At 73.2% G+C, this 20,922-nt stretch carries 20 protein-coding genes and 1 pseudogene; 9 read left to right on the top strand and 12 right to left on the bottom strand.

From position 1 onward, the window contains the following. The 3 genes from V7E45_RS25975 to V7E45_RS25965 form a co-directional block, all read left to right on the top strand. The coding region (locus V7E45_RS25975; protein ID WP_333776618.1) for a GAP family protein at positions 1 to 398 on the top strand (398 nt) is incomplete at its 5' end. Positions 399 to 540: 142 nt separating this feature from the next. Continuing rightward, positions 541 to 999: a DUF6325 family protein gene (locus tag V7E45_RS25970; RefSeq protein WP_443056190.1), complete on the top strand. Its 459-nt coding sequence runs from the start codon at positions 541 to 543 to the stop codon at positions 997 to 999. Between the two features lie 22 nt (positions 1,000 to 1,021). Continuing rightward, positions 1,022 to 1,345, top strand: coding sequence for an SHOCT domain-containing protein (locus V7E45_RS25965; protein WP_333776617.1), 324 nt, complete (start codon positions 1,022 to 1,024; stop codon positions 1,343 to 1,345). 66 nt (positions 1,346 to 1,411) lie between these two features. Here the strand turns inward: V7E45_RS25965 and V7E45_RS25960 are convergent, their stop codons facing one another. From V7E45_RS25960 to V7E45_RS25945, 4 genes are all read right to left on the bottom strand, one after another. Further along, the gene (locus tag V7E45_RS25960) at positions 1,412 to 1,921 is read right to left on the bottom strand and encodes an O-acetyl-ADP-ribose deacetylase (RefSeq protein ID WP_333776616.1); all 510 of its coding nucleotides are present in this window, start codon (positions 1,919 to 1,921) and stop codon (positions 1,412 to 1,414) included. Continuing rightward, positions 1,918 to 3,327 (bottom strand): phytoene desaturase family protein, encoded by a 1,410-nt coding sequence (locus V7E45_RS25955; protein WP_333776615.1) that lies wholly within the window; start codon positions 3,325 to 3,327, stop codon positions 1,918 to 1,920. The genes V7E45_RS25960 and V7E45_RS25955 overlap by 4 nt, the downstream gene beginning before the upstream one ends. Before the next feature lie 88 nt (positions 3,328 to 3,415). Then, positions 3,416 to 4,261, bottom strand: a complete 846-nt coding sequence (locus V7E45_RS25950; protein ID WP_333776614.1) for an inositol monophosphatase family protein — start codon at positions 4,259 to 4,261, stop codon at positions 3,416 to 3,418. A 121-nt stretch (positions 4,262 to 4,382) separates the two neighbouring features. Further along, positions 4,383 to 6,188 (bottom strand): gamma-glutamyltransferase family protein, encoded by a 1,806-nt coding sequence (locus V7E45_RS25945; RefSeq protein ID WP_333776613.1) that lies wholly within the window; start codon positions 6,186 to 6,188, stop codon positions 4,383 to 4,385. A gap of 181 nt (positions 6,189 to 6,369) precedes the next feature. Here V7E45_RS25945 and V7E45_RS25940 point away from each other — a divergent pair, with 181 nt between their 5' ends. The 6 genes from V7E45_RS25940 (at position 6,370) to V7E45_RS25915 (ending at position 11,065) form a co-directional block, all read left to right on the top strand. Beyond that, a complete protein-coding gene (locus V7E45_RS25940) occupies positions 6,370 to 7,434 on the top strand; it encodes a lipoate--protein ligase family protein (RefSeq protein ID WP_333776612.1) in 1,065 nt (354 codons plus the stop codon). A 231-nt stretch (positions 7,435 to 7,665) separates the two neighbouring features. Beyond that, positions 7,666 to 8,130, top strand: coding sequence for an SAV_915 family protein (locus V7E45_RS25935; protein WP_333776611.1), 465 nt, complete (start codon positions 7,666 to 7,668; stop codon positions 8,128 to 8,130). Continuing rightward, a complete protein-coding gene (locus tag V7E45_RS25930) occupies positions 8,127 to 8,426 on the top strand; it encodes a DUF6317 family protein (RefSeq protein ID WP_333776610.1) in 300 nt (99 codons plus the stop codon). The genes V7E45_RS25935 and V7E45_RS25930 overlap by 4 nt, the downstream gene beginning before the upstream one ends. Continuing rightward, entirely contained in the window at positions 8,426 to 9,709 is a 1,284-nt protein-coding gene (locus V7E45_RS25925; protein ID WP_333776609.1) for a WXG100 family type VII secretion target, read from the top strand. The genes V7E45_RS25930 and V7E45_RS25925 overlap by 1 nt, the downstream gene beginning before the upstream one ends. After that, the gene (locus V7E45_RS25920; protein WP_333776608.1) at positions 9,687 to 10,241 is read left to right on the top strand and encodes a hypothetical protein; all 555 of its coding nucleotides are present in this window, start codon (positions 9,687 to 9,689) and stop codon (positions 10,239 to 10,241) included. The genes V7E45_RS25925 and V7E45_RS25920 overlap by 23 nt, the downstream gene beginning before the upstream one ends. A 155-nt stretch (positions 10,242 to 10,396) precedes the next feature. Next, the gene (locus V7E45_RS25915) at positions 10,397 to 11,065 is read left to right on the top strand and encodes a hypothetical protein (protein ID WP_333776607.1); all 669 of its coding nucleotides are present in this window, start codon (positions 10,397 to 10,399) and stop codon (positions 11,063 to 11,065) included. A gap of 67 nt (positions 11,066 to 11,132) precedes the next feature. Here the strand turns inward: V7E45_RS25915 and V7E45_RS25910 are convergent, their stop codons facing one another. The 8 genes and pseudogenes from V7E45_RS25910 to V7E45_RS25875 form a co-directional block, all read right to left on the bottom strand. Beyond that, a complete protein-coding gene (locus tag V7E45_RS25910; RefSeq protein ID WP_333776606.1) occupies positions 11,133 to 12,671 on the bottom strand; it encodes an NCS1 family nucleobase:cation symporter-1 in 1,539 nt (512 codons plus the stop codon). 142 nt (positions 12,672 to 12,813) lie between these two features. Then, positions 12,814 to 13,833, bottom strand: coding sequence for a TIGR03842 family LLM class F420-dependent oxidoreductase (locus V7E45_RS25905; protein ID WP_333776605.1), 1,020 nt, complete (start codon positions 13,831 to 13,833; stop codon positions 12,814 to 12,816). A gap of 11 nt (positions 13,834 to 13,844) precedes the next feature. Beyond that, the gene (gene hydA, locus V7E45_RS25900; RefSeq protein WP_333776604.1) at positions 13,845 to 15,248 is read right to left on the bottom strand and encodes a dihydropyrimidinase; all 1,404 of its coding nucleotides are present in this window, start codon (positions 15,246 to 15,248) and stop codon (positions 13,845 to 13,847) included. A gap of 115 nt (positions 15,249 to 15,363) precedes the next feature. Then, on the bottom strand, positions 15,364 to 16,206 hold the full coding sequence (locus tag V7E45_RS25895) for a nitrilase-related carbon-nitrogen hydrolase (RefSeq protein ID WP_333776603.1): 843 nt from the start codon (positions 16,204 to 16,206) through the stop codon (positions 15,364 to 15,366). A gap of 155 nt (positions 16,207 to 16,361) precedes the next feature. Continuing rightward, positions 16,362 to 17,939: a PucR family transcriptional regulator gene (locus V7E45_RS25890; protein ID WP_333776602.1), complete on the bottom strand. Its 1,578-nt coding sequence runs from the start codon at positions 17,937 to 17,939 to the stop codon at positions 16,362 to 16,364. A 17-nt stretch (positions 17,940 to 17,956) separates the two neighbouring features. Further along, positions 17,957 to 19,240: an aspartate aminotransferase family protein gene (locus tag V7E45_RS25885; protein WP_333776601.1), complete on the bottom strand. Its 1,284-nt coding sequence runs from the start codon at positions 19,238 to 19,240 to the stop codon at positions 17,957 to 17,959. Beyond that, a complete protein-coding gene (locus V7E45_RS25880; RefSeq protein ID WP_333776600.1) occupies positions 19,237 to 20,079 on the bottom strand; it encodes a nitrilase-related carbon-nitrogen hydrolase in 843 nt (280 codons plus the stop codon). Before V7E45_RS25880 ends, V7E45_RS25885 begins: the two co-directional genes overlap by 4 nt. 238 nt (positions 20,080 to 20,317) lie before the next feature. After that, positions 20,318 to 20,922: pseudogene (locus V7E45_RS25875) on the bottom strand (hypothetical protein); the annotation flags it as partial.

The following is a 20,922-nucleotide window of genomic DNA, read 5'->3' as shown; positions in this document are numbered from 1 at the left end:
ATGCAGGTCAGCACGATCAGCACGGCGGAGGCGGTGCTCCGCGCGACCCGTCCGGGGGCCTGACCGGGGAGATGGACCGCACCACGTCCTGGGCCGCGGCCGGACTCGCGGTGCTGCTCCAGCCTTGGGGCCTGGTCGCGGCGGGCGCGGCGACGGTGGTGGAGGCGGACGCGTCCCACATCGCCGGCTGGTTCGCCCTGTTCGCCTTCTGCGTGCTCGCCACCTCCAGCCTGCTGGCGGTGGAGCTGTACGTGGTGTTCTCCCCCACGGCGGCGAAGGCCCGGCTGCTGGCACTGCGCGCGTGGATGGAGTCGCACTCGGAGCAGGCGGTGGTCGCCCTCTGCCTGCTGCTGGGCTTCTGGCTGGTGGGCAAGAGCATCTACCAGCTGACCGGTTGAGCCCCGGTGGGGACGGACGTGCGCGGCCCTGCGCCCCGTGCTGGAATGGCTCTGGAGGCCGACCGGACGTGGGTCGCCGCCGGTGCGACGGACCGTGCGGGCGAGCGTTCCGGCGGCCCTATCCGGCTCCCGAGGAGTGCTCATGGACAGCGTCGAAGAAATGGGACCCGTCGACTACCTCGTCATCGAGTTCCCCGGCAACCGCATGACGGGCGAGGCGTTCCCGCTGCTGGTCGATCTCGCCGAGCGCGGCATCGTCCGGATCATCGACCTCGCCTTCGTCCGCAAGGAGACGGACGGCTCGGTCGTCGCACTGGAGTTGCGGGACCTCGGCGACGAGGTCGACCTGACCGTCTTCGAAGGGGCCTCGGCGGGGGTTCTGGACCAGGGAGACATCGACGAGGCCGGCAACGCGCTGGAGCCCGGCAACTCGGCCGCGGTACTGGTGTACGAGAACCTGTGGGCCGCTCCCCTGGCCCGCGCGCTGCGGCGCAGCGGCGCCCAGCTCGTGGCGAGCGGGCGCATCCCCGTGCAGGCCCTGCTGGCGGCGCTGGACGCCACGGACGAGACGGTGCCGCCCGGCGGCTCCGCGGCCGCCTGAACCCCTTGGGAGATGACTGACCATGCCCGGACTGCTCAGGGGCGTCGCACGCACCGCCGTCGTCGCCGGAACCGCCACCGCCGTGTCCAACCGCGTCTCCCGCCGGCAGGCGGGCCGCTGGGCGCAGCAGGACTACGCACAGCAGCCGCAGTACGACCAGCAGCAGGCCCCGCAGCAGGCGTACGCCCAGCAGCAGGAGGCGCCCGCTCCCGCCGCGCCGCCGCCCCCGGCCGCCGACGAGATGACCGAGAAGATCGATCAGCTCAAGCAGCTCGCCGACCTGAAGGCACAGGGGGTCCTCACCGAGGAGGAGTTCGCCGAGCAGAAGCGCAGGCTCCTGGGCTGACCCGCCCGCACCGGCCCGCCGGGCCGTGCCCCTCGGGGCCGACCCCGGCGGGTGGCCCGTGCGCCCTCAGCCGAGCTGCCCGGCGAACGTGTCGTACGCCTGGCGGTCGAAGAGGACGAACGTGACCTCCTCGACCCCGGTGTCCGCGGCCCGCACCGTCTCCACGGCGATGCGGGCCGCGTCGTGCAGGGGCCACCGGTACACGCCGGTGGAGACGGCCGGGAACGCGACCGTGCGGGCGCCGAGTTCGTCGGCGACCCGGAGGGACTCGCGGTAGCAGGAGGCGAGCAGTCCGGAGCGGTCCACGGTGGCCGACCAGACGGGGCCGACGGTGTGGATCACCCAGCGGGCGTCCAGGTCACCCGCCGTGGTGGCGACGGCCCGGCCGGTGGGCAGGCCCTTGCCGTAGTGGGAGGCGCGCAGCGCGCGGCACTCGGCGAGGATCGCGGGGCCGCCGCGGCGGTGGATGGCGCCGTCCACGCCCCCGCCGCCGAGCAGGGAGGAGTTGGCCGCGTTGACGATCGCGTCGGCGCTCTGCCGGGTGATGTCGCCCTGGACGAGGGTGATGGTGGTCATGACTGCCTCAGCCTCCGCCACACGGCCTTGGCCGCGTTGTGTCCCGACATGCCGTGCACACCGGGCCCCGGCGGCGTGGCCGAGGAGCAGATGAAGACGGCCGGGTGGGGGGTGTGGTACGGGAACAGGGTCGGTCGGGGGCGCAGCAGGAGCTGGAGTCCGGCGGCCGCGCCGCAGGCGATGTCGCCGCCGACGTAGTTGGCGTTGTGGGCGGCCATCTCGGCCGGCCCTGCGGTGGCCCGGGCGAGGATCCGGTCGCGGAAGCCGGGGGCGTAGCGCTCCAGTTGCCGCTCCATGGCGTCCGTGAGGTCGCCGTCCCAGCCGTTGGGCACGTGCCCGTAGGCCCAGAAGACGTGCTTGCCCTCGGGGGCGCGGGTCGGGTCGGCCACGCTGGGCTGCACGGTGATCAGGAACGGCCGGTCGGGGGCGCGGCCGGCGCGGGCCACGGCGTGCAGGGCGGTGCCGATCTCGGCCTGGCTCGCCCCGATCTGCACGGTGCCGGCGCGCCGGGCCTCGGGGGCGGTCCAGGGGACCGGGCCGTCCAGCGCGTAGTCGATCTTGAAGACGCCGGGGCCGTAGCGGAAGCGCTCGTAGTAGCCGCCGAAGCCGGCGATGCGGGCGAGCGCGGCGGGTGAGGTGTCGAAGACGTACGCGCGCGCGGGCGGCAGGTCGTCCAGGCGCTTGACCTCGTAGTCCGTGTGCACGGCGGCGCCCAGGTCGCCCAGGTACGCGGCGAGGGCGTCGGAGATCGCCTGCGAGCCGCCGCGGGCCACGGGCCAGCCGCGGGCGTGCGCGGCCAGCGCGAAGACCAGGCCGATGGCGCCGGTGGCGATGCCGCTCAGGGGCGCGATGACGTGGGCGACGAGACCGGAGAAGAGGGCCTTGGCCTGCTCGTCGCGGAAGCGCCGCATCAGCCAGGTGGAGGGCGGCAGCCCGGTGAGGCCGAACCGGGCCAGGGTGACCGGGTCGCGGGGCAGCGCGGTCAGCGGCAAGGACATGAAGTCCCGGGCCAGCGTGTCCCACTTGGCGAGGAACGGCTCGACCAGCCTGCGGTAGGCACCCGCGTCGCGGGGGCCGAAGGAGGCGGCCGTCTCGGCGACGGAGCGGGCCAGCACGGCCGCGCTGCCGTCCGGGAACGGGTGCGCCATGGGCAGCTCGGCGTGCAGCCACCGAAGGCCGTAGCGCTCCAGCGGGAGGGCGCGGAAGGCGGGCGAGTTGATGCCGAGGGGGTGCGCGGCCGAGCACGGGTCGTGCCGGAAGCCGGGCAGGGTCAGCTCCGCGGTGCGGGCCCCGCCGCCCACGGTGGGCCGCGCCTCGAACACGGCGACGGAGAAGCCGCGGCGGGCCAGCTCCACGGCCGCGGTCAGCCCGTTCGGCCCCGCACCCACCACGACCACATCGAGCATCGACGGCACCTTCGGACCCCTTCGTCAGCCGATGGCCACTCGGCATCAGGATATGCCGCGGGGCCGGCGCTCCCCCGGACCGGGGGCCTCAGCCGGCCGTGCGCAGCAGCTTTGCCACCCGGCGGGCGGTGGCGGCGTCCCGGGCCGCGGTGAACGGCAGCGCGTTGGCGCCGGTCACGCGGAACGGCTCGCCGGTGAGGGTGAGGTGGGCGCCGCCCGCCTCCTCCACCAGCAGCAGGCCCGCCGCGTGGTCCCAGGCGGCCTCCCACGAGAAGGCGACCGCGTCCAACTCGCCGCGTGCCACGGCGAGATACTCCAGGCCCGCCGAGCCGCACGGGCGCGGGGCGACACCCTCGGTCCACAGGGCGCGCAGCGCCCGCTTCTGGTCGGGGGTGGTGTAGTCGGGGTGGGAGGTGGCGACGGTGAGGTCGCGGCCGGGTGCGGGCGGTCCCGCGAACAGCCGCTCGCCGTCCAGGAACGCGCCCCGGCCGCGGACGGCGGTGGCGAACCGGTCACGCACGGGCTCGTAGGTCCAGGAGGCGAGGACGGTGCCCCGGTGGGCGAACGCGACGAGGGTGCAGAAGCCGTCGTCGCCGTGCACGAACTGCCGGGTGCCGTCGACCGGGTCGACGATCCAGACCGGCGCGTCGCCCTGGATCGCCTCGTACGTCGCCGGATTCGCGTGCACCGCCTCCTCGCCGACCACCAGCGAGCCGGGCAGCAGCGCGCCGAGGGCCTCGGTGAGCCGGCGCTCGGCGAGGCGGTCGGCGTCGGTGACGAGGTCGTGCGGCCCGCTCTTGTGGTCCACCTCGTCCTCGGCGAGGTGCCGGAAGCGGGGCAGGATCTCGGCCGCGGCCGCCTTGCGGACGGCCTCCTCCACGTCGGCCGAGCAGCGCAGGAGAAACTCTTCGATGGTTTCCGTCTCTTCGATCATGCCCTCCATGAGAGCACGGGCCACCGACAAACCCCTGGCCCGGCCGGTGGCCGCCGGGTGGAATCCGGATGAAGAACGGGTGCCACGGCGGCCCTCGGCGGCGTCAGCGGCGTCAGCGGCGTCAGCGGCCCACCGCGTATCCCTGCATGCCGCGCGGGTTGGCCGCGGCCGACAGCACACCGGTCCGTGGGTCACGGGCGACCGCGCACAGCCGGCCCTCCGACCAGCCGGGGCCGACGGTGACGTCATGGCCGCGCCGCCGCAGCTCCTCGACCACGGCCGGGTCCGTGCGGGCCTCCACCGTCAGGCTGCCGGGACGGCGGCCGCGCGGAAAGAACGAGCTGGGGAAACCGTCGTTGTGCCAGTTCGGGGCGTCGATCGCCCCTTGCAGGTCGAGGCCGCCGCGGACCGGGGCGCGCAGGACGGCGGCCAGGAAGAAGTGCACCTGCCACTGGTCCTGCTGGTCGCCGCCGGGCGTGCCGAAGGCCAGCACGGGGACGCCGTCGCGCAGGGCCATGGACGGGGTGAGGGTGGTGCGGGGGCGGCGCCCGGGGGTGAGCGAGTTCGCCAGCCCTTCCTCCAGCCAGGTCATCTGCAGCCGGGTGCCGAGCGGGAAGCCCAGTTCGGGCACGACCGGGTTGGACTGCAGCCAGCCGCCGCTGGGCGTGGCCGCGATCATGTTGCCCCAGCGGTCGACGACGTCCAGGTGGCAGGTGTCGCCGCGGGTGCCGCCGTCGGCGGCCACGTGGGGCTCTGCGACGGTCGGCTCGCCCGCGCCCATCGGGTCGAAGCCGTCGCCGGCGTCGGCGTCCACGCGCGCGTGGACGTACGCGGGCAGGCGCGGGGCACGTGCTCCGGGGCTGCCCGGGCGCAGCTCGTAGTCGGCCTTGACGCCGATCAGTTCCCGGCGTGCGGCGTTGTAGCCGTCCGACAGCAGTTCGGCGAGCGGCACCTCGGCCGCGTCGCCGTACCAGGCCTCGCGGTCGGCCATGGCGAGCTTGCAGCCCTCGACCAGCAGATGGACGTAGTCGGCGGAGCCGTGTGCGGGCAGTTCGGGTGGGAGCAGGGCGAGTTGCTGGAGGAAGGCCGGGCCCTGGCTCCAGGGGCCGGCCTTGCACACGGTCCAGCCGTTCCAGTCGTACGACACCGGGCTCTCGTAGGACGCCGACCAGCCGGCGAGGTCGGCCGCGGTGAGCGTGCCGGTGTGCCGTTCGCCGCTGGTGTCCAGGGTGGGGCGCCCTGCCTGCCGTACCAGGGCCTCGGCGATGAACCCGGAGCGCCACACCTCGCGCGCGGCGTCGATGCGCGCCTCCCGGGCGCCGGCCCCGGCGGTCTCGGCCAGCAGCCGCTTCCAGGTGGCCGCGAGGGCGGGATTGCGCAGCAGCTCCCCCGGCCGCGGCGAGCGGCCGCCGGGCAGGTAGACGCGGGCCGACGCGGTCCACTCCGTCTCGAACAGCCGGCGCACCGCCTCCACGGTCGCGCCGACCTTCTCCACGGGCGGGTGCCCGTGCTCGGCGTACCCGACGGCGTACCTCAGGACGTCGTCGAGGGACTTGGTGCCGTGGTCGCGCAGGAGCAGCAGCCAGGCGTCGAAGGCGCCGGGCACGGCGGCCGCGAGCGGTCCGGTGCCGGGCACGAGATCCAGACCGAGCCCCTTGTAGTGCGCGACGGTCGCTCCCGCCGGCGCCACCCCCTGTCCGCACAGCACCCGCACCTCACCGCCGCGCGGGGCGAGCAGGATCGGCACCTCCCCGGCGGGTCCGTTCAGGTGCGGCTCCACCACGTGCAGCACGAACGCCCCGGCCACGGCCGCGTCGAAGGCGTTGCCGCCGTCCTCCAGCACCGCCATCGCCGACTGGGAGGCCAGCCAGTGGGTGGAGGACACCATGCCGAAGGTGCCCTGGAGGGTGGGGCGGGTGGTGAACACGGGCGTGCTCCTCTGCTCGGGTGCTGCCCGGCCGCGGTGCCGGTACGGCTCGTCGCGGGCCCGGCCCGGCGCGGCTGATCGTCCACGGCTCTGCCGGCGATGGTACGGACCAGGCCGCCGTCCGGGAACACCCCGGCCCGCCCGGGCGTTGATCTTCTGCGGCAGGAACGGAGGCCAGGCAGTGCACGGTGAGTACAAGGTGCCCGGCGGCAAGCTCGTCGTGGTGGACGTGGAGGTCGAGGACGGGGTGCTGCGTCACGTGCGGGTGGCGGGCGACTTCTTCCTGGAGCCGGACGAGGCGCTCGACGCGGTGGACCGGGCGCTGGAGGGCGCTCCGTCGGACACGGACGCGGCGGGCCTCGCGGCGCGGATCGAGGCGGCGCTGCCCGCGGGGACCGTGATGTACGGGCTGACCCCGGAGGGGGTCGGGATCGCGGTGCGCCGGGCGCTGGCGCGGGCGACGGACTGGACGGACTACGACTGGCAGTTGATCCACGAGGGCCCGCAGGCCCCCGCGCTGCACATGGCGCTGGACGAGGTGCTGACCGCCGAGGTCGCGGCGGGGCGGCGGCCGCCGACGCTGCGGGTGTGGGAGTGGGGCGCCCCGGCGGTGATCATCGGCAGCTTCCAGTCGCTGCGCAACGAGGTGGACCCGCGGGGCGCGGCCCGGCACGGCATCGAGGTGGTGCGGCGGATCTCCGGCGGCGGCGCGATGTTCGTGGAGCCCGGCAACACGATCACGTACTCCCTGTCGGTGCCGGAGTCGCTGGTCCAGGGCCTGTCGTTCCAGGACAGCTACGCCTATCTGGACGACTGGGTGCTGGGCTCCCTCGCGGAGATGGGGATCCGCGCCTGGTACCAGCCGCTGAACGACATCGCCACCGACCAGGGCAAGATCGCCGGCGCGGCGCAGAAGCGGCTGGTGGGGCCCGGCGGCGGCCCGGGTGCCGTGCTGCACCACGTGACCATGTCCTACGACATCGACGCGGACAAGATGGTGGAGGTGCTGCGGATCGGGCGGGAGAAGCTGTCCGACAAGGGGACGGGGAGCGCGCGCAAGCGGGTGGACCCGCTGCGGCGGCAGACGGGGCTGGCCCGCGAGGCCGTCATCGACCGGATGATCGAGTCGTTCCGCGCGCGCTACGGCCTGTCGCGGGGCGAGGTCACGGACGCCGAGCTGGCGCGGGCGACGGAGCTGGCGCGGACCAAGTTCGCCGACCCGGGGTGGACGGCGCGCGTGCCGTAGCCGGTCGCCCGGGCGCCGCAGGTTCAGCAACGGGTCAAGGGCTGCCCCGGCGCGGACCAAGGGGTCGTATGGGTTCCGTGTACGTCCGGGTCCCGGCCCCGACATAGCCGGATTTGCCCCCGGGCCCCGATGGCTACCGTGGTCGGGCTCAGCCGGCCACGGCACACACGGGAACCGCGGAAAGAGGTGACGGCGGTGGGGGCGCCGATACGATCACGCCTGCTCGATTTCGTGGACCCTGATCCACCGGGACAGCCTGTCCCCGGGCAGGATCCGCCGCGTTCGCAGCTGCTCGACCTCGTGGCGGCGGCCCCGCCGCCGGGCGCGGAGGCGGACGAGCGCGCCCGGCCGCGGCCGGGGGTGCCCGCGTACCACACGCCGGTCTGCGTACCGGCACACCCGAGGTCCGTCGCCGGCACCGGTACGGACGGCCGGCCCGCGCGTGTCCCGTTCATCGTCCTCGAACTGTTCGAGCATCCCGCGCACGGCGCCGTCGCCTTCGCGTTCAGCACCCCGCGGAAGCTGGCGGACGCGCTGGGCGAGGCGCAGCCGTGGGTCGCCGCCTCGCTCGGCCCGCTCGCGGAGAACGTGGCCGGGCAGGGCGTCCGGGTGCTGCTCGACCCGGCGGTGACGCCCGGGGAACCCCACTGGCGGCCCTCCGACGTGGCCGCCTACGCGCGGGAGGTGCGCCGGTGAGCGACTTCAAGGCGGTCTACGACGACCTGGCCGCGATGGCGAGGACCTTCCACGAGCAGGCGGGCGACTACCGCAAGCTGCACCCCGACGTGGCGCCGCCCGTGGCCGCCGGCGGCGACGCGGGCCTCGACTCGGCCATCAAGGAGGTCGCGGACCTCATCATCGCGCTGCACGTCGGCATGGCCGACCGGATGGACGACCACGGGGACAAGGTCGCCTACGCCCGGGACTCCTTCCACCGGCACGACGTGGACGTCCACGGGGTGTTCGAGGACCTGATGGCGGGTGAGAACTGATGGGTGACAGCTGGGTCGGCGGCGACATCGGCGGGCTGCGCACGATGGCCGAGACGTACAAGAACGCCAAGGACAAGCTCGACGACGTGGTCAAGCCGCTCAGCGGCGCGGTCGAGAAGCTGGTCGGCGACGCGAGCTGGAAGGGCGAGGCGGCCGAGGGCTTCCGCGGCCGGTGGAGCGAGGACGCGCTGGCCGCCGGGGGGTTCGCCGAACTGGTGCACGCGGCGGGCGAGATCCTCCAGACGCTCGCCGACGCGCTGTCCACGTGCGAGACGTCGCTGCAGAACGCGCAGCACATCGCGGCCCGCAAGGGCGTGGCGACGGATCCCAGGGGCGCGCCGCAGCCGATCATGACGGCGTCTCCGCCGAGCGCGGACGACCAGAAGACCATCTCCGCGATGAACGAGTACGCCAAGGCGCGCGACGAGATCCTGCGCACCGCCCAGCACGCGCGGCTGGTGGCGGCGGAGCAGTTGCAGGGGCTGTACGACAACGTGACGGCGAAGGACGGCTCGGTGTCGCCGGGTGACAAGGTCACCCTGTACGACGCGCTGCGCGGCCTGTACGCCTACGACGCCGAGGACGCCCGGGCGGGCGGCAAGGAGGCCCGCGCGCACATCGACTCGGCCAGGGCCGAGGCGCAGGCGGCCAAGAAGCAGCTGCGCGCCGAGCGCAAGGTGTTCCAGCAGCAGGGCCGCAAAATGCCCGACGACCTGCCCGCCAAGAGCGCCTACCGCGACGCGGTCGACAAGGTCGGGGCGCTGGCGGAGGACATCGCGCGCGCCGACAACGGCAGCACCAAGCTGCCCTACGACCGCGCCCTGAACGTCAAACTGGCCGACGCCGCGGACGCGTTGCGGCTCGGCAAGGGGCTCGAGGCGCTGCCGGAGGCCCTGCGGGAGCTGCCGGTGCTGGACGTCGCCGCGGCCGCCGCGTGCGGTCTGATCGAGGCCAAGGACGACCACGACAAGGGCTGGTCCTGGCAGCACTCCGTCGTCGTCGACGGCGGGGTCGCTCTCGGCGGTCTGGCCGCCGGTGCGGCGATCACGGCGGCGCTGCCCGTCGAGGGCGCCGTCGCCGTCGCCGCGGTCGGCGTGGGCACGGTGGTCGCCGCGACGTCGGTCCTCGACCACGCCTTCCACGAGCACTGGAGCGAGGACATCCACGACCACGGGGTCGTCGGCGGCGTGTGGACCGGGACCAAGCACGTCGCCTCGGAGACCGTCGACGACGGAAAGCGACTGGTGAAGGATGTCTGGCATGGCGTCACGAGCATCTTCTGAGGCCCCGGCCCCCGGGTACTCCGTCCCGGTCCCGGCCCTGCCGCGGCTGGGCCGGACCTGGTACCGGCGCGGCGCGCCCTACTGGCTGCGCCGGGCCCGTACGACGGTGTTCGTCGTCCTCGCCATGGCCCTGTTCTCCCTCTTCGTCGCGGGGTTGTACGCGGGCGTCCGCGACCTGCTGCCGTCCACCGTGCGGGTCGTGTGGGACGGCGGGCAGGCGGTCGCGTCCGCCGTGGCGCTGGTGTGGGGCGCGGTGGCGCAGCGCCGGGAGCACCGCGCCGCTCTGCTGGATCCCCCGGATCCGGACCGGACCCTGCGGGCCAGGCGCGACCACGAGCGGCGGGTCCCGGGCCGGATCGCCCTCGGCCGCGGGCTGGTGCTGCTCGCCGCGCCCGTGATGCCGGCGGTCGCGGCGTATGTCGCCGGACGGCTGGCCGCCTGGCTCACCGTCCGCGAGTACCCGAGCGAGGTCGGCGCCCGCCGCTGGTTCGAGGCGCACGCCACCGGACCCACGGCCCGGCAGGGAGCATAAGGGGCATAGCGGTGCGTCGTGGCCGGGCTGCCGTAACCGGCCGCGCACGCAGCGAGTTGACCCTTCCACCCCACAGGCACTCGTGTGACACTGTCGTCCCCGTCCACCATGCGGACCCCTCGGCTCCGCACCCCCTCCCCCACGAGAAGTGAGCCGTGCGTTCCCTTCCTCTGCCGCTCGCCCTCACCGCGCGTCTGACGCCGGTCGCCGTGCTGGCCTGCGCCGGCTGGGCACTGACCTCGGGCCCGGACACGCCCGCCGCCGCCGACGGTCACCGGCCGGCCGCGCAGACCCCCACCGCGCAGTCCTCCGCCCCCTCCTCCACCGCGGCGTCCAAGACGTACACCGGCGCGCCCTCGCCCTGTGCCGGCGTGCCGGCGGCGACCGTCGAGTCCCTGGTGCCGGGCGCGAAGGCGGCGGGCAAGGAGATCCCCTCGACGGACACCAGGCTGCGCCGCACCTGCTCCTGGAACGCCCTGAAGGGGTACCAGTACCGCTGGCTCGACGTGTCCTTCGAGATCGCCGGCTCCGACCAGGAGGCGACGAAGCAGTACCAGCAGCGGGTCACCGAGAAGAGCGGCGGAGGCGCCGTCCCGGGGCTCGGGGACAGCGGCTACTCCCAGGTGAACCTCACCACCGAGGACAAGCAGCAGACCCGGGAGGGCGTGGTGCTGGCCCGCCTCTCCAACGCCCTGGTGATCGTCACCTACAACGGCAGCGACTTCGAGACGAAGAAGGCGCCGAGCACCGACGAGATCAACAAGGGGGCCATCAAGGCCGCGAAGGCCGCCGTGGCCGCGCTGCGGGGCAGCCGGTCGGACTGACGGCCCCGCGGCACGGCGACGGCGGTCGCCCGCCGCCGTACGGCGGAGCCGCCGGGGGGGGCTTCGGTCAGACCGTCTCCTGAACCGGCTGCTCGCGGCGGCCGGTCAGCACGCTCAGCAGCAGGTACAGCACCAGCGAGGTGCAAAGGCCCACCGCCCAGCCGTAGTCGGCGAGGGATCTGAGGGCGGGCACCGGGCGGCCGTCGATCAGCGGGTGGAAGTCCGCTCCGCCGACGGCGAGGACACCGCCGGCGAGGAAGGCGACGACCGCCCGCCAGTTCCAGCCGCCCGCGTACCAGTAGCGGCCGCCGGCCCGGTAGAGGTCGGCGAGGGCGAGACGGGTGCGGCGCAGGATCCAGTAGTCGGCGACGAGGATGCCCGCGACCGTGCCGAGCAGGCCGCCGACCAGACCGAGCCAGGTGAAGATGTAGCCCTGCGGGTCGGAGTACAGCTTCCAGGGGCAGATCACCACCGCGAGGACCGCGGTGATCAGGGCGCCGGTGCGGAAACTCACCTTGCGGGGCGCGACGTTGGAGAAGTCGAAGGCCGGGGAGACCAGGTTGGCCGCGATGTTCACGGACAGGGTCGCCACCAGCACGGTGACCAGGGCGTAGACGAGGCCGACCACGTTGTCCGTCTTGGCGGCGAGCTGGACCGGGTCCCAGACCGGCTTGCCGTAGACCGCCTGGGACCCGGAGGTGACGAGCACGGACAGGAAGGCGAACAGCGTCATCGTGGTCGGCAGGCCGAGGGCCTGTCCCCACGTCTGCGCCTTCTGGCTGCGGCCGTAGCGGGTGAAGTCGGGGATGTTCAGGGAGAGGGTGGACCAGAAGCCGATCATGCCCATGAGGGACGGCCAGAACAGCTTCCAGAAGTCGCCGCCCCAGCCCAGAGCGGACGGCTGGTCGAACAGCGGGCCGACGCCGCCCGCCTTGTCGCTCATCCACCACAGCATCACGAACGCGCCGACGAGCACGAAGGGCGCGGCCCAGTTCTCGAAGCGGCGGATGGTCTCCATGCCGCGGTGGATGATGGTGACCTGGATCACCCAGAAGATGGCGAAGGACAGCCACATGGTCCACGCGTAGCCGCCGATGTGCGCGGCGTTCGCCCAGCGGTCGCCGATGAGCTTGCCGGCCAGGAAGTAGATGGCCTCGCCGCCGATCCAGGTCTGGATGCCGAACCAGCCGCAGGCCACCAACGCCCGTACTACGGCGGGCAGGTTGGCGCCGCGCACCCCGAAGGAGGCGCGGGCGAAGACCGGGAAGGGGATGCCGTACTTGGGTCCAGCGTGCCCGGTGAGCAGCATGGGCACCAGCACGATCAGGTTGGCGAGGGCGATGGTGAACACCGCCTGCTTCCAGTCCATGCCGACGGCGATCAGACCGGACGCCAGGGTCCAGGAGGCCGTGTTGTGGGCCATGCCCACCCACAGCGCGGAGAAGTTGTACGTCGTCCAGGTGCGTTTCGCCACCGGGACGGGGAGCAGGTCCTCGTTGGCGTAGGGGCCGCTGGGCTGCGGCGCACCGGGGGCGATCTCGACCCGGCCGTCGGCGAGGGTGACCTGTGCGGTCGGCGGTATGGCGGTGGGAGCGGTGTCGGTCATGGGCAGGCCAATCGGGAAGGGGTGGGACGTGAGGCCGTGCGGGTGCTCCGTGGGGGGTGCGCGCAGAGGCGCCCATGCCCCCTCCCGGGACGTCGGGAGGGGGAGACCGGGTGGTGCGGCGCGGCCGGCTGCCTTGCCGCGGTCAGGCGTTGACGGCCGGGATCACCTGAGTGCCGTAGGCGTCGATGGCGGCTTCCCGGGCGTCGTGCATGGCGTACACCGCGAACTGGTCGACGCCCAGCTCGCGCAGCGCGTTCAGTTTCTCGACGTGCTTCTCGGGAGGGCCGATCACGCAGAAGCGGTCCACGATCTCGTCCGGCACGAACTGGGTGTCGGGGTTGCCGCTGCGCCCGTGGTGCGCGTAGTCGTACCCCTGGCGGGACTTGATGTAGTCGGTGAGTTCGTCGGGGACCTGGGCGGAGTGCTCGCCGTACTTGGCGACCAGGTCGGCGACGTGGTTGCCGACCATGCCGCCGAACCAGCGGCACTGTTCGCGCGCGTGGGCGAGCGCGGCGGGCGAGTCGTCCTCGGTGACGTAGGCGGGGGCGGCCACGCAGATGGTGACGTCGGACGGGTCGCGGCCGGCAGCGGCGGCGGCCTCCTTGACGGCCTTCACCATGTACTCGGTCAGGTACAGGTCGGAGAGCTGGAGGATGAACCCGTCGGCCTCCTCGCCGGTCATCTTCAGCGCCTTGGGCCCGTACGCGGCCATCCAGACGGGGAGTTCGGCGCCCGGCCGGATCCACGGGATACGGATCCGCGTGCCGCCGAGGTCGGCCTCCTCGCCCCGGCCGAGGGCGCGGATGACCTTCATGGCCTCGCTGATCCGGGCCAGGGTGTTCGGCTTGCGTCCGGCGACCCGCATGGCGGAGTCGCCGCGGCCGATGCCGCAGACCGTGCGGTTGCCGAACATGTCGTTGAGGGTGGCGAAGGTGGAGGCGGTGACCTCCCAGGTGCGGGTGCCGGGGTTGGTGACCATCGGGCCGACCTTCAGCCGGGTGGTGTTGGCGAGGATCTGGCTGTAGATCACGAACGGCTCCTGCCACAGCACGGCGGAGTCGAAGGTCCAGCCGTGGGTGAAGCCGTTGCGCTCGGCCCGCTTCATCAGGCTGACGACCTGGGAGGCCGGCGGGTCGGTCTGCAGGACGAGTCCGAAGTCCATGGGCACCACTCCTAGTTCAGGTACTGGCAGGTCGAGCGTGGGGTGAACACCCCGTGTCCGGCGCGTCCGGTGTACGCGCGGTCGGTGATGACCGGCTCGCCGCGCGACAGGACCGTCTCGACCCGGCCGGTGGTCCGCCTGCCCTCGTAGGCCGAGTAGTCGACGTTCATGTGGTGCGTCTCGGCGGACATGACCTGTTCGGCGCCCGGGTCGTAGACGACGACGTCGGCGTCGGCGCCCGGGGCGATGGTGCCCTTCTTCGGGTACAGGCCGAACATGCGGGCCGGGGTGGCGCAGGCGATCTCGATCCAGCGGCGCCGCGAGATGTGCCCGTCGACGACGGCCTGGTGCAGCAGGTCCATGCGGTTCTCCACACCCGGCAGCCCGTTGGGGATCTTGGAGAAGTCGCCCCGGCCGAGTTCCTTCTGGCCGACGAAGCAGAACGGGCAGTGGTCGGTGGAGACCACCTGGAGGTCGTTGGTGCGCAGCCCCTTCCACAGCGCGGCCTGGTGTTCCTTGGGCCGCAGGGGGGTGCTGCACACGTACTTGGCGCCCTCGAAGCCGGGCTCGGCGAGGTTGTCGGTGGACAGGAACAGGTACTGCGGGCAGGTCTCACCGAAGACGTTCAGCCCCTCGTCCCGGGCCCGGGCCAGCTCGGCGACCGCCTCGGCGGCCGAGACGTGCACGACGTACAGGGGCGCGCCCGCGACCTGGGCGAGCCGGATGGCGCGGTGGGTGGCCTCGGCCTCCAGCAGCGCCTTGCGGACCTCGCCGTGGTAGCGGGGGTCGGTCTCCCCGCGGGCCAGCGCCTGCTCGACCAGCACGTCGATCGCGATGCCGTTCTCCGCGTGCATCATGATCAGGCCGCCGTTCTCGGCGGAGCGCTGCATGGCCCGCAGGATCTGCCCGTCGTCGGAGTAGAACACCCCCGGGTAGGCCATGAACTGCTTGAAGGACGTGATGCCCTCCTCGACCAGGAGGTCCATCTCCTTGAGCGTCTCCTCGTTCACATCGGAGACGATCATGTGGAAGGCGTAGTCGATCGCGCAGTTGCCCTCGGCCTTGGCGTGCCAGGTGTCCAGACCCTCCCGCAGGGTGTGGCCGACGCTCTGCACCGCGAAGTCGACGACGGTGGTGGTACCGCCCCAGGCGGCGGCCCGGGTGCCGGTCTCGAAGGTGTCGGAGGCGAAGGTGCCGCCGAACGGCAGCTCCATGTGGGTGTGGGCGTCGACACCGCCCGGGATGACGTACTTCCCCGTGGCGTCGATGACCCGGTCGGCGGTGAACGCCGCCGCGGCGGGCGTGCCCGCGGCGGCGAGGGCGGCGATACGGCCGTCCTCGATCAGGACGTCGGCGTGGATCTCGTCGGACGCGGTGATGACGAGACCGCCGCGGATGAGAGTGCGGCTGCTCATGGTGCCTCTCCTGGGTGGGTGCGGGTCGGGTGTGGCTGGTGGCGCCCGGGCGGCGGCGGCCGCGTGCCGGGCACAGCCCCGGGCCCCTCGCGGGGCGCCGGCGGCACCTGCGTCGCTAGGGAGCGGTCAGCGGCGTGTACGCCCCCGGCGCCCGGTCGCGGTAGAACTGCCAGCGGTCGCGGACCTCGCGGAGCTTGGCGAGGTCCAGGTCCCGGACGACGAGTTCGGTCTCCTTGTCGCTCGCCACCTCGCCGACGAACTGGGCCTCGGGGTCCACGAAGTAGGTCGTGCCGTAGAAGTCGTTGTCGCCCAGGTCCTCCACCCCGACCCGGTTGATGGCGCCGACGAAGTACTCGTTGGCGACGGCCGCCGCCGGCTGCTCCAGCTGCCACAGGTAGCGGGACAGGCCGCGCGAGGTGGCCGAGGGGTTGAAGACGATCTCGGCGCCGGCGAGTCCGAGCGCCCGCCAGCCCTCGGGGAAGTGGCGGTCGTAGCAGATGTACACGCCGATCCGGCCGACGGCCGTGTCGAAGACGGGCCAGCCGCTGTTGCCCGGGCGGAAGTAGAACTTCTCCCAGAATCCCTGCACCTGGGGGATGTGGGTCTTGCGGTACTTGCCGAGGTAGGAGCCGTCCGCGTCGATCACGGCGGCGGTGTTGTAGAGGACGCCGGGCTGCTCCTCCTCGTACATCGGCAGGACGAGGACGACACCCAGTTCCCGCGCGAGCGCCTGGAAGCGCTTGACGGTGGGGCCGTCCGGGATCCGCTCGGCGTACTCGTAGAACGCCTTGTCCTGGACCTGGCAGAAGTAGGGGCCGTAGAACAGCTCCTGGAAGCAGAGGACTTGGGCGCCCTGCGCGGCCGCGTCCCGGGCCGCCTGCTCGTGCACCTGGATCATGGACTCCTTGTCGCCGGTCCAGGCGGTCTGGAAGAGGGCGGCACGGATCACTCGGCTCATCGGGACCTCCGGTAGCTCGGTGTAGGGCGAGCGTAGAAAGCCCCGGCGCGCCGTTCGACGGGCAGGGTGTCACGTCTGGGGGCGGTCGGCGTGCCACCGTGTCACGTGTTCGCGAGCCCATGTTTCACCGTCGTTTTCCCAGGTCGTGGCATGTTTCACCCCTGTTGCGCGTCGTGCGCGAGGAGCGCGATGTGCACCGAGGCCGCCTGCTCGAAGTCGTCGAGGTCGACGCCGAGCCGGGTCTGTATCGCCTCCAGGCGGCGGTAGAGGGCCGGCCGGGAGACGTGGTGGAGCTGGGCGGTGCGGGACTTGTTGCGGCCGGTCGCCAGGTAGGTGCGCAGCACGCCGAGCAGTTCCTGGTCCGCGCCGCACAGCAGGCCGTCCAGCTCCCGTTCGGCGAACGACTGCACCTGCGGGTCGTCCCGCAACAGCCTTACCAGGCCGCGCAGATGGACGTCCCGTAGACGTACGACGGGCGGCAGGTCGAGGGCCGCGGAGGTGTCGGCGACGGCGTCGGCGACATGCCGGGCCTCGCGCAGCCCGGCCGGCACCTCGTCCCAGTCGGCGCGCGGGTCGGCGGCGGCGACCACTGTGTGCGGCAGTGCGGTCTCGGTGCGCAGCCGGGTGGCGAAGTGGGCGGTCAGCTCCCGCGCGTCCTGGTCCCGGGGGAGGCTGAGCAGGACGGCGGTGGCGCCGTCGGCCAGTTCGGCGACGAGCCCGGACATCCCGAGGACCCGCAGCACCCGGTCGAGGCGGCCGGGTTCACCGCCCGGTACGACGAGGGGCACGAAGGTCCGCCGGTTCACCGGCAGTCCGGCCGCCCGCGCCCGGGGCAGCAGTTGCCTGGCCGGGACGACACCGGAGGCGAGGTCGGTCAGCAGGCTCTGCGCGGACTGCTCCTCCCAGCTGGGCGCGGAGCCGCCGAGCATGCGGTGCAGGACCAGGGCCTCCGCCGCCCGGTCGGCGAGCAGCCGCCCGCTGGCCGTGTCGCCGCGGTACCCGCACAGCAGCAGCCGGCCCCAGCGCTCCCCGCGTCCGCCGAGTTCGGCGCGGATCCAGCCGTCGCCCTCGCCGCCGCCGGCCTGGCGGGCGATCCGCTCCCAGTCGCGCAGCACGTCGTCGACGGCCGGCCGCTCCCCCGCCGTGGCGAGCACGCGGTGGGCGAGGTTGGTGACGACGACCGGGCAGCCGCTGTACCGGGCGACCTCGTCGAGCAGCCGTCCGAGCGGGGCGCCGGCGGTGATCAGCCCGGTGAGCGCGGTCCGCACGGTCTCCGAGAGGCTCACGGCGGCGAACTTCCGCCGCACCAGCCGGGACTGGACTTCCTCCGTCAGCTCGGCGAAGGGGAAGGGCCGGTGCAGGACGACCAGCGGCAGGCCGCACCGTTCGGCGGCCCGGCGCATCACCTCGGGCGGTGCCGGGAAGGCGCGGCCGAGGCCCAGCACGACGGCGGCGGCCTCCGCGCGGTGCAGGGACTGGATGTACTCGGCCTGCTTCGCCTCGTCGCCGGCGAGGAGCACGCCGGTGGTGAGCACCATCTCGCCGCCGCGCAGCATCACGCCGACGTCGGCGGCCTCGGCGACGTGCACCCAGCGCACGGGCCGGTCCAGTTGGGCCGCTCCGGCCACCACCTCGGGCTCCCCGGCCTGGACCCGCTCCAGGGTGAGCACCTGCCGGACGGAGAGGGCGGGCTCCAGGGGGTGGACGTGTCGGGACTCCCAGGTGGTGGTCATGGCCGTGAACCCGTTCTCTAGTACGTGCTCCTCAGGGCGTCTTCGAGGATCGCGGCGCCCTCCTCGGCCTCCGCGACGGTCAGCGACAGCGGCGGGGCGATGCGCAGGGCGCTGGTGTCGTGGCCGCCGCCCTTGCCGATGAGCAGGCCGCCCTCGCGGGCCGCCTCCAGGACGGCCGCGGCCGCCCGCGGGTCGGCCTCGTCGGTGCCGGGCCTGACCAGTTCGACGCCGATCATCAGTCCCCGCCCGCGCACCTCCCGGACCCCGGGCAGCTGGGCGGCGACGGCCCGCAGCCGCTCGATGAGCAGTCCGCCGACGCGCCGGGCGTTGCCCTGGAGGTCGTGTTCGAGGAGGTAGGTGAGGTTGGCGAGGCCCGCGGCCATGGTGAGCTGGGTGCCGCCGAAGGTGGAGATGCTGTTGGCGTCCAGGCAGTTCATGATCTCGGCGCGGGCGATGACCCCGCCGATGGAGGAGCCGTTGCCGATGCCCTTGGCGAAGGTGACGATGTCCGGCGGGCCGCTGCGGGCGTGCGCCTGCCAGCCCCAGAAGTGCTCGCCGGTGCGTCCCCAGCCGGTCTGCACCTCGTCGGCGATCCACAGGATGCCGTGGGCGTTCAGCACCTCGCGGAAGGCGGCGTAGAGGCCGTCCGGCGGCGAGGTGAAGCCGCCGACGCCCTGGACGGGTTCGGCGATCAGCGCGGCCGGCGGGCGGGTGTGCCCGAGGATGTCCTTGAGGTCCGCCACGCAGGCGTCGATGAAGGCGCGGTCGTCCAGGTCGGCGAAGGGGCCCCGGTGGCGGACGCCGCCGTGCACGTAGAGGGTCTGCAGCGGGGACAGCGAGGTCGGGGACCAGCTGCGGTTGCCGGTGATGCCGACGGTGCTGAAGGACCGGCCGTGGTAGCTGTTGCGCATCGCCAGCACCGTGTTGCTGCGCCGGTAGGTCGTGGCGAGCAGCAGGGCGGTGTCGTTGGCCTCCGTGCCGGAGGTCGTGAAGAACACCCGGGCGTCCGGGATGCCGCTCACCTGGGCGATGCGCTCGGCGAGTTCCACCATCGGCCGGTTGAGGTACAGCGTCGAGGAGTGGATGATCCGGCCGGCCTGGTCACCGACCGCCTTGGTCACCTCGGGCAGGGCGTGCGCGGTCATCGTGGTGAGGATGCCGCCGAAGAAGTCCAGGTACTTGTTGCCCGCCGAGTCCCAGACGTGGCGGCCCTCGCCGTGCGTGATCTCCAGCGGCTCGTCGTAGTAGAGGGCGAGCCAGTCCGGAAGGACGTTTCGGTGGCGGGCGTAGAGGTCGTTCACGGCTGCACCAGCCCTTCGTAGGCGTCGGGGCGGCGGTCGCGGTAGAAGGCCCACTGCTGCCGCACCTGCTCGATGAGGTCGAAGTCCAGGTCACGGACGACGAGTTCCTCTGCCTTGTCGCTGGCGACGTCACCGACGAACCGGCCGCGCGGGTCGACGAAGTAGCTCGTGCCGTAGAAGTCGTTGTCGCCGTACTCCTCCTGGCCGACCCGGTTGATGGCGGCGACGAAGTACTCGTTGGCGACGGCCGCCGCCGGCTGCTCCAGCTGCCACAGGTAGGAGGACAGGCCGCGGTGGGTGGCGGAGGGGTTGTATACCAGCTGGGCGCCGTTGAGGCCGAGTTGGCGCCAGCCCTCGGGGAAGTGACGGTCGTAGCAGATGTACACGCCGACCTTGCCGACGGCCGTGTCGAAGACGGGCCAGCCGACGTTGCCCGGTTTGAAGTAGTACTTCTCCCAGAAGCCCTTGACCTGCGGGATGTGGTGCTTGCGATATTTGCCGAGGTAGCTGCCGTCGGCGTCGATCACGGCGGCGGTGTTGTAGTAGAAGCCGGACTGCTCGACCTCGAAGACCGGTACGACGATCACCATGCCGGTCTCGCGGGCGAGGGCCCGCATCCGGCGGACGGTCGGGCCGTCGGGCACCGGCTCGGCCCAGCGGTAGTGCTCCGGCTCCTGGACCTGGCAGAAGTAGGGGGCGTTGAAGACCTCCTGGAAGCCGATGATCCGCGCACCCCGGCGGGCCGCCTCGCGGGCGTGCTCCTCGTGCTTCGCCACCATGGACTCGGTGTCGCCGGTCCAGGTGGCCTGGACCAGTGCGGCACGTACGACGTTGGCCATGAGCTGCTCCTTCGACGCGACGTCCGAGCCTCTACGCCCGTAGAAACGGCCCGTAGAGGCTCGAAAGTAAGCCTCGCCGGGGCCCTTGCCAAGACCATCGTCGTCAACCCGCTGGGTCGATCTCGTTTCACACTCCTTCAGGTGATCGCAGGGGTGATCCGGGGACGGCCCCGGGGGTGGTGCGGGGACGGCCCGGGAGTGGGCCGCGGCGACGGGCGAGGGCGAGCCGCGGGGCTGGTCAGGCGGTGAGGCCCGCGACCCGCAGGGCGTGCACCAGGTCCCACTCGCGCTCCTTCGAGACGCCTCGCGCAGCCCGCAGCAGCAAGGGCACGAGGCGGCGCGGGTCCGCGGCGGCGCTGCGGGCGGCTTCCTCCGGGGGACGGACGCGGACGTAGGCGTCCAACAGGGCCTGCACCTCGCGCTCCCGCCCCTGTGTGTCCAGCCCCAGAACGACGGCACCGATCTCGGCGGCCGGCCTGGCGACGCCCTGGTGCAACAGCTGCCGCCCGTCGGCGGGCCTCCCGACCGCGGTCAGCGCCTCGGCGGCGGCGACCAGTGGCTCGGCGGGCAGCGAGGCGGCCTCCCACAGCAGGGTGCCCCAGTCGGCGCCGAGCCCGGCCGGCTCCAGGGCGTCGGCGAGCAGGGGCAGCCGGGCGGCGGGCCAGTGCGCGCACTCGACGAGCAGCGCGTGCGCCTCGCCGCTGCGGCCCTCTGCCCTCAGCCGCACCAGCGCCCCTACGGCTGCGGCGACGGCGGCCCCCGCGGCGGGATCCGCCTCCGCGGCGGCCGCCCGCGCCGACGTGCCGGTCTCCACCGGCTCCCCCGCCCCGGCGAACCGGGCCC

It is taken from the genome of Streptomyces sp. IBSBF 3136 (assembly GCF_036815105.1).
Lineage (GTDB): Bacteria > Actinomycetota > Actinomycetes > Streptomycetales > Streptomycetaceae > Streptomyces.
Note: the sequence above shows the minus strand (reverse complement) of the source record. Positions and strands in the feature narration are given on the sequence as shown.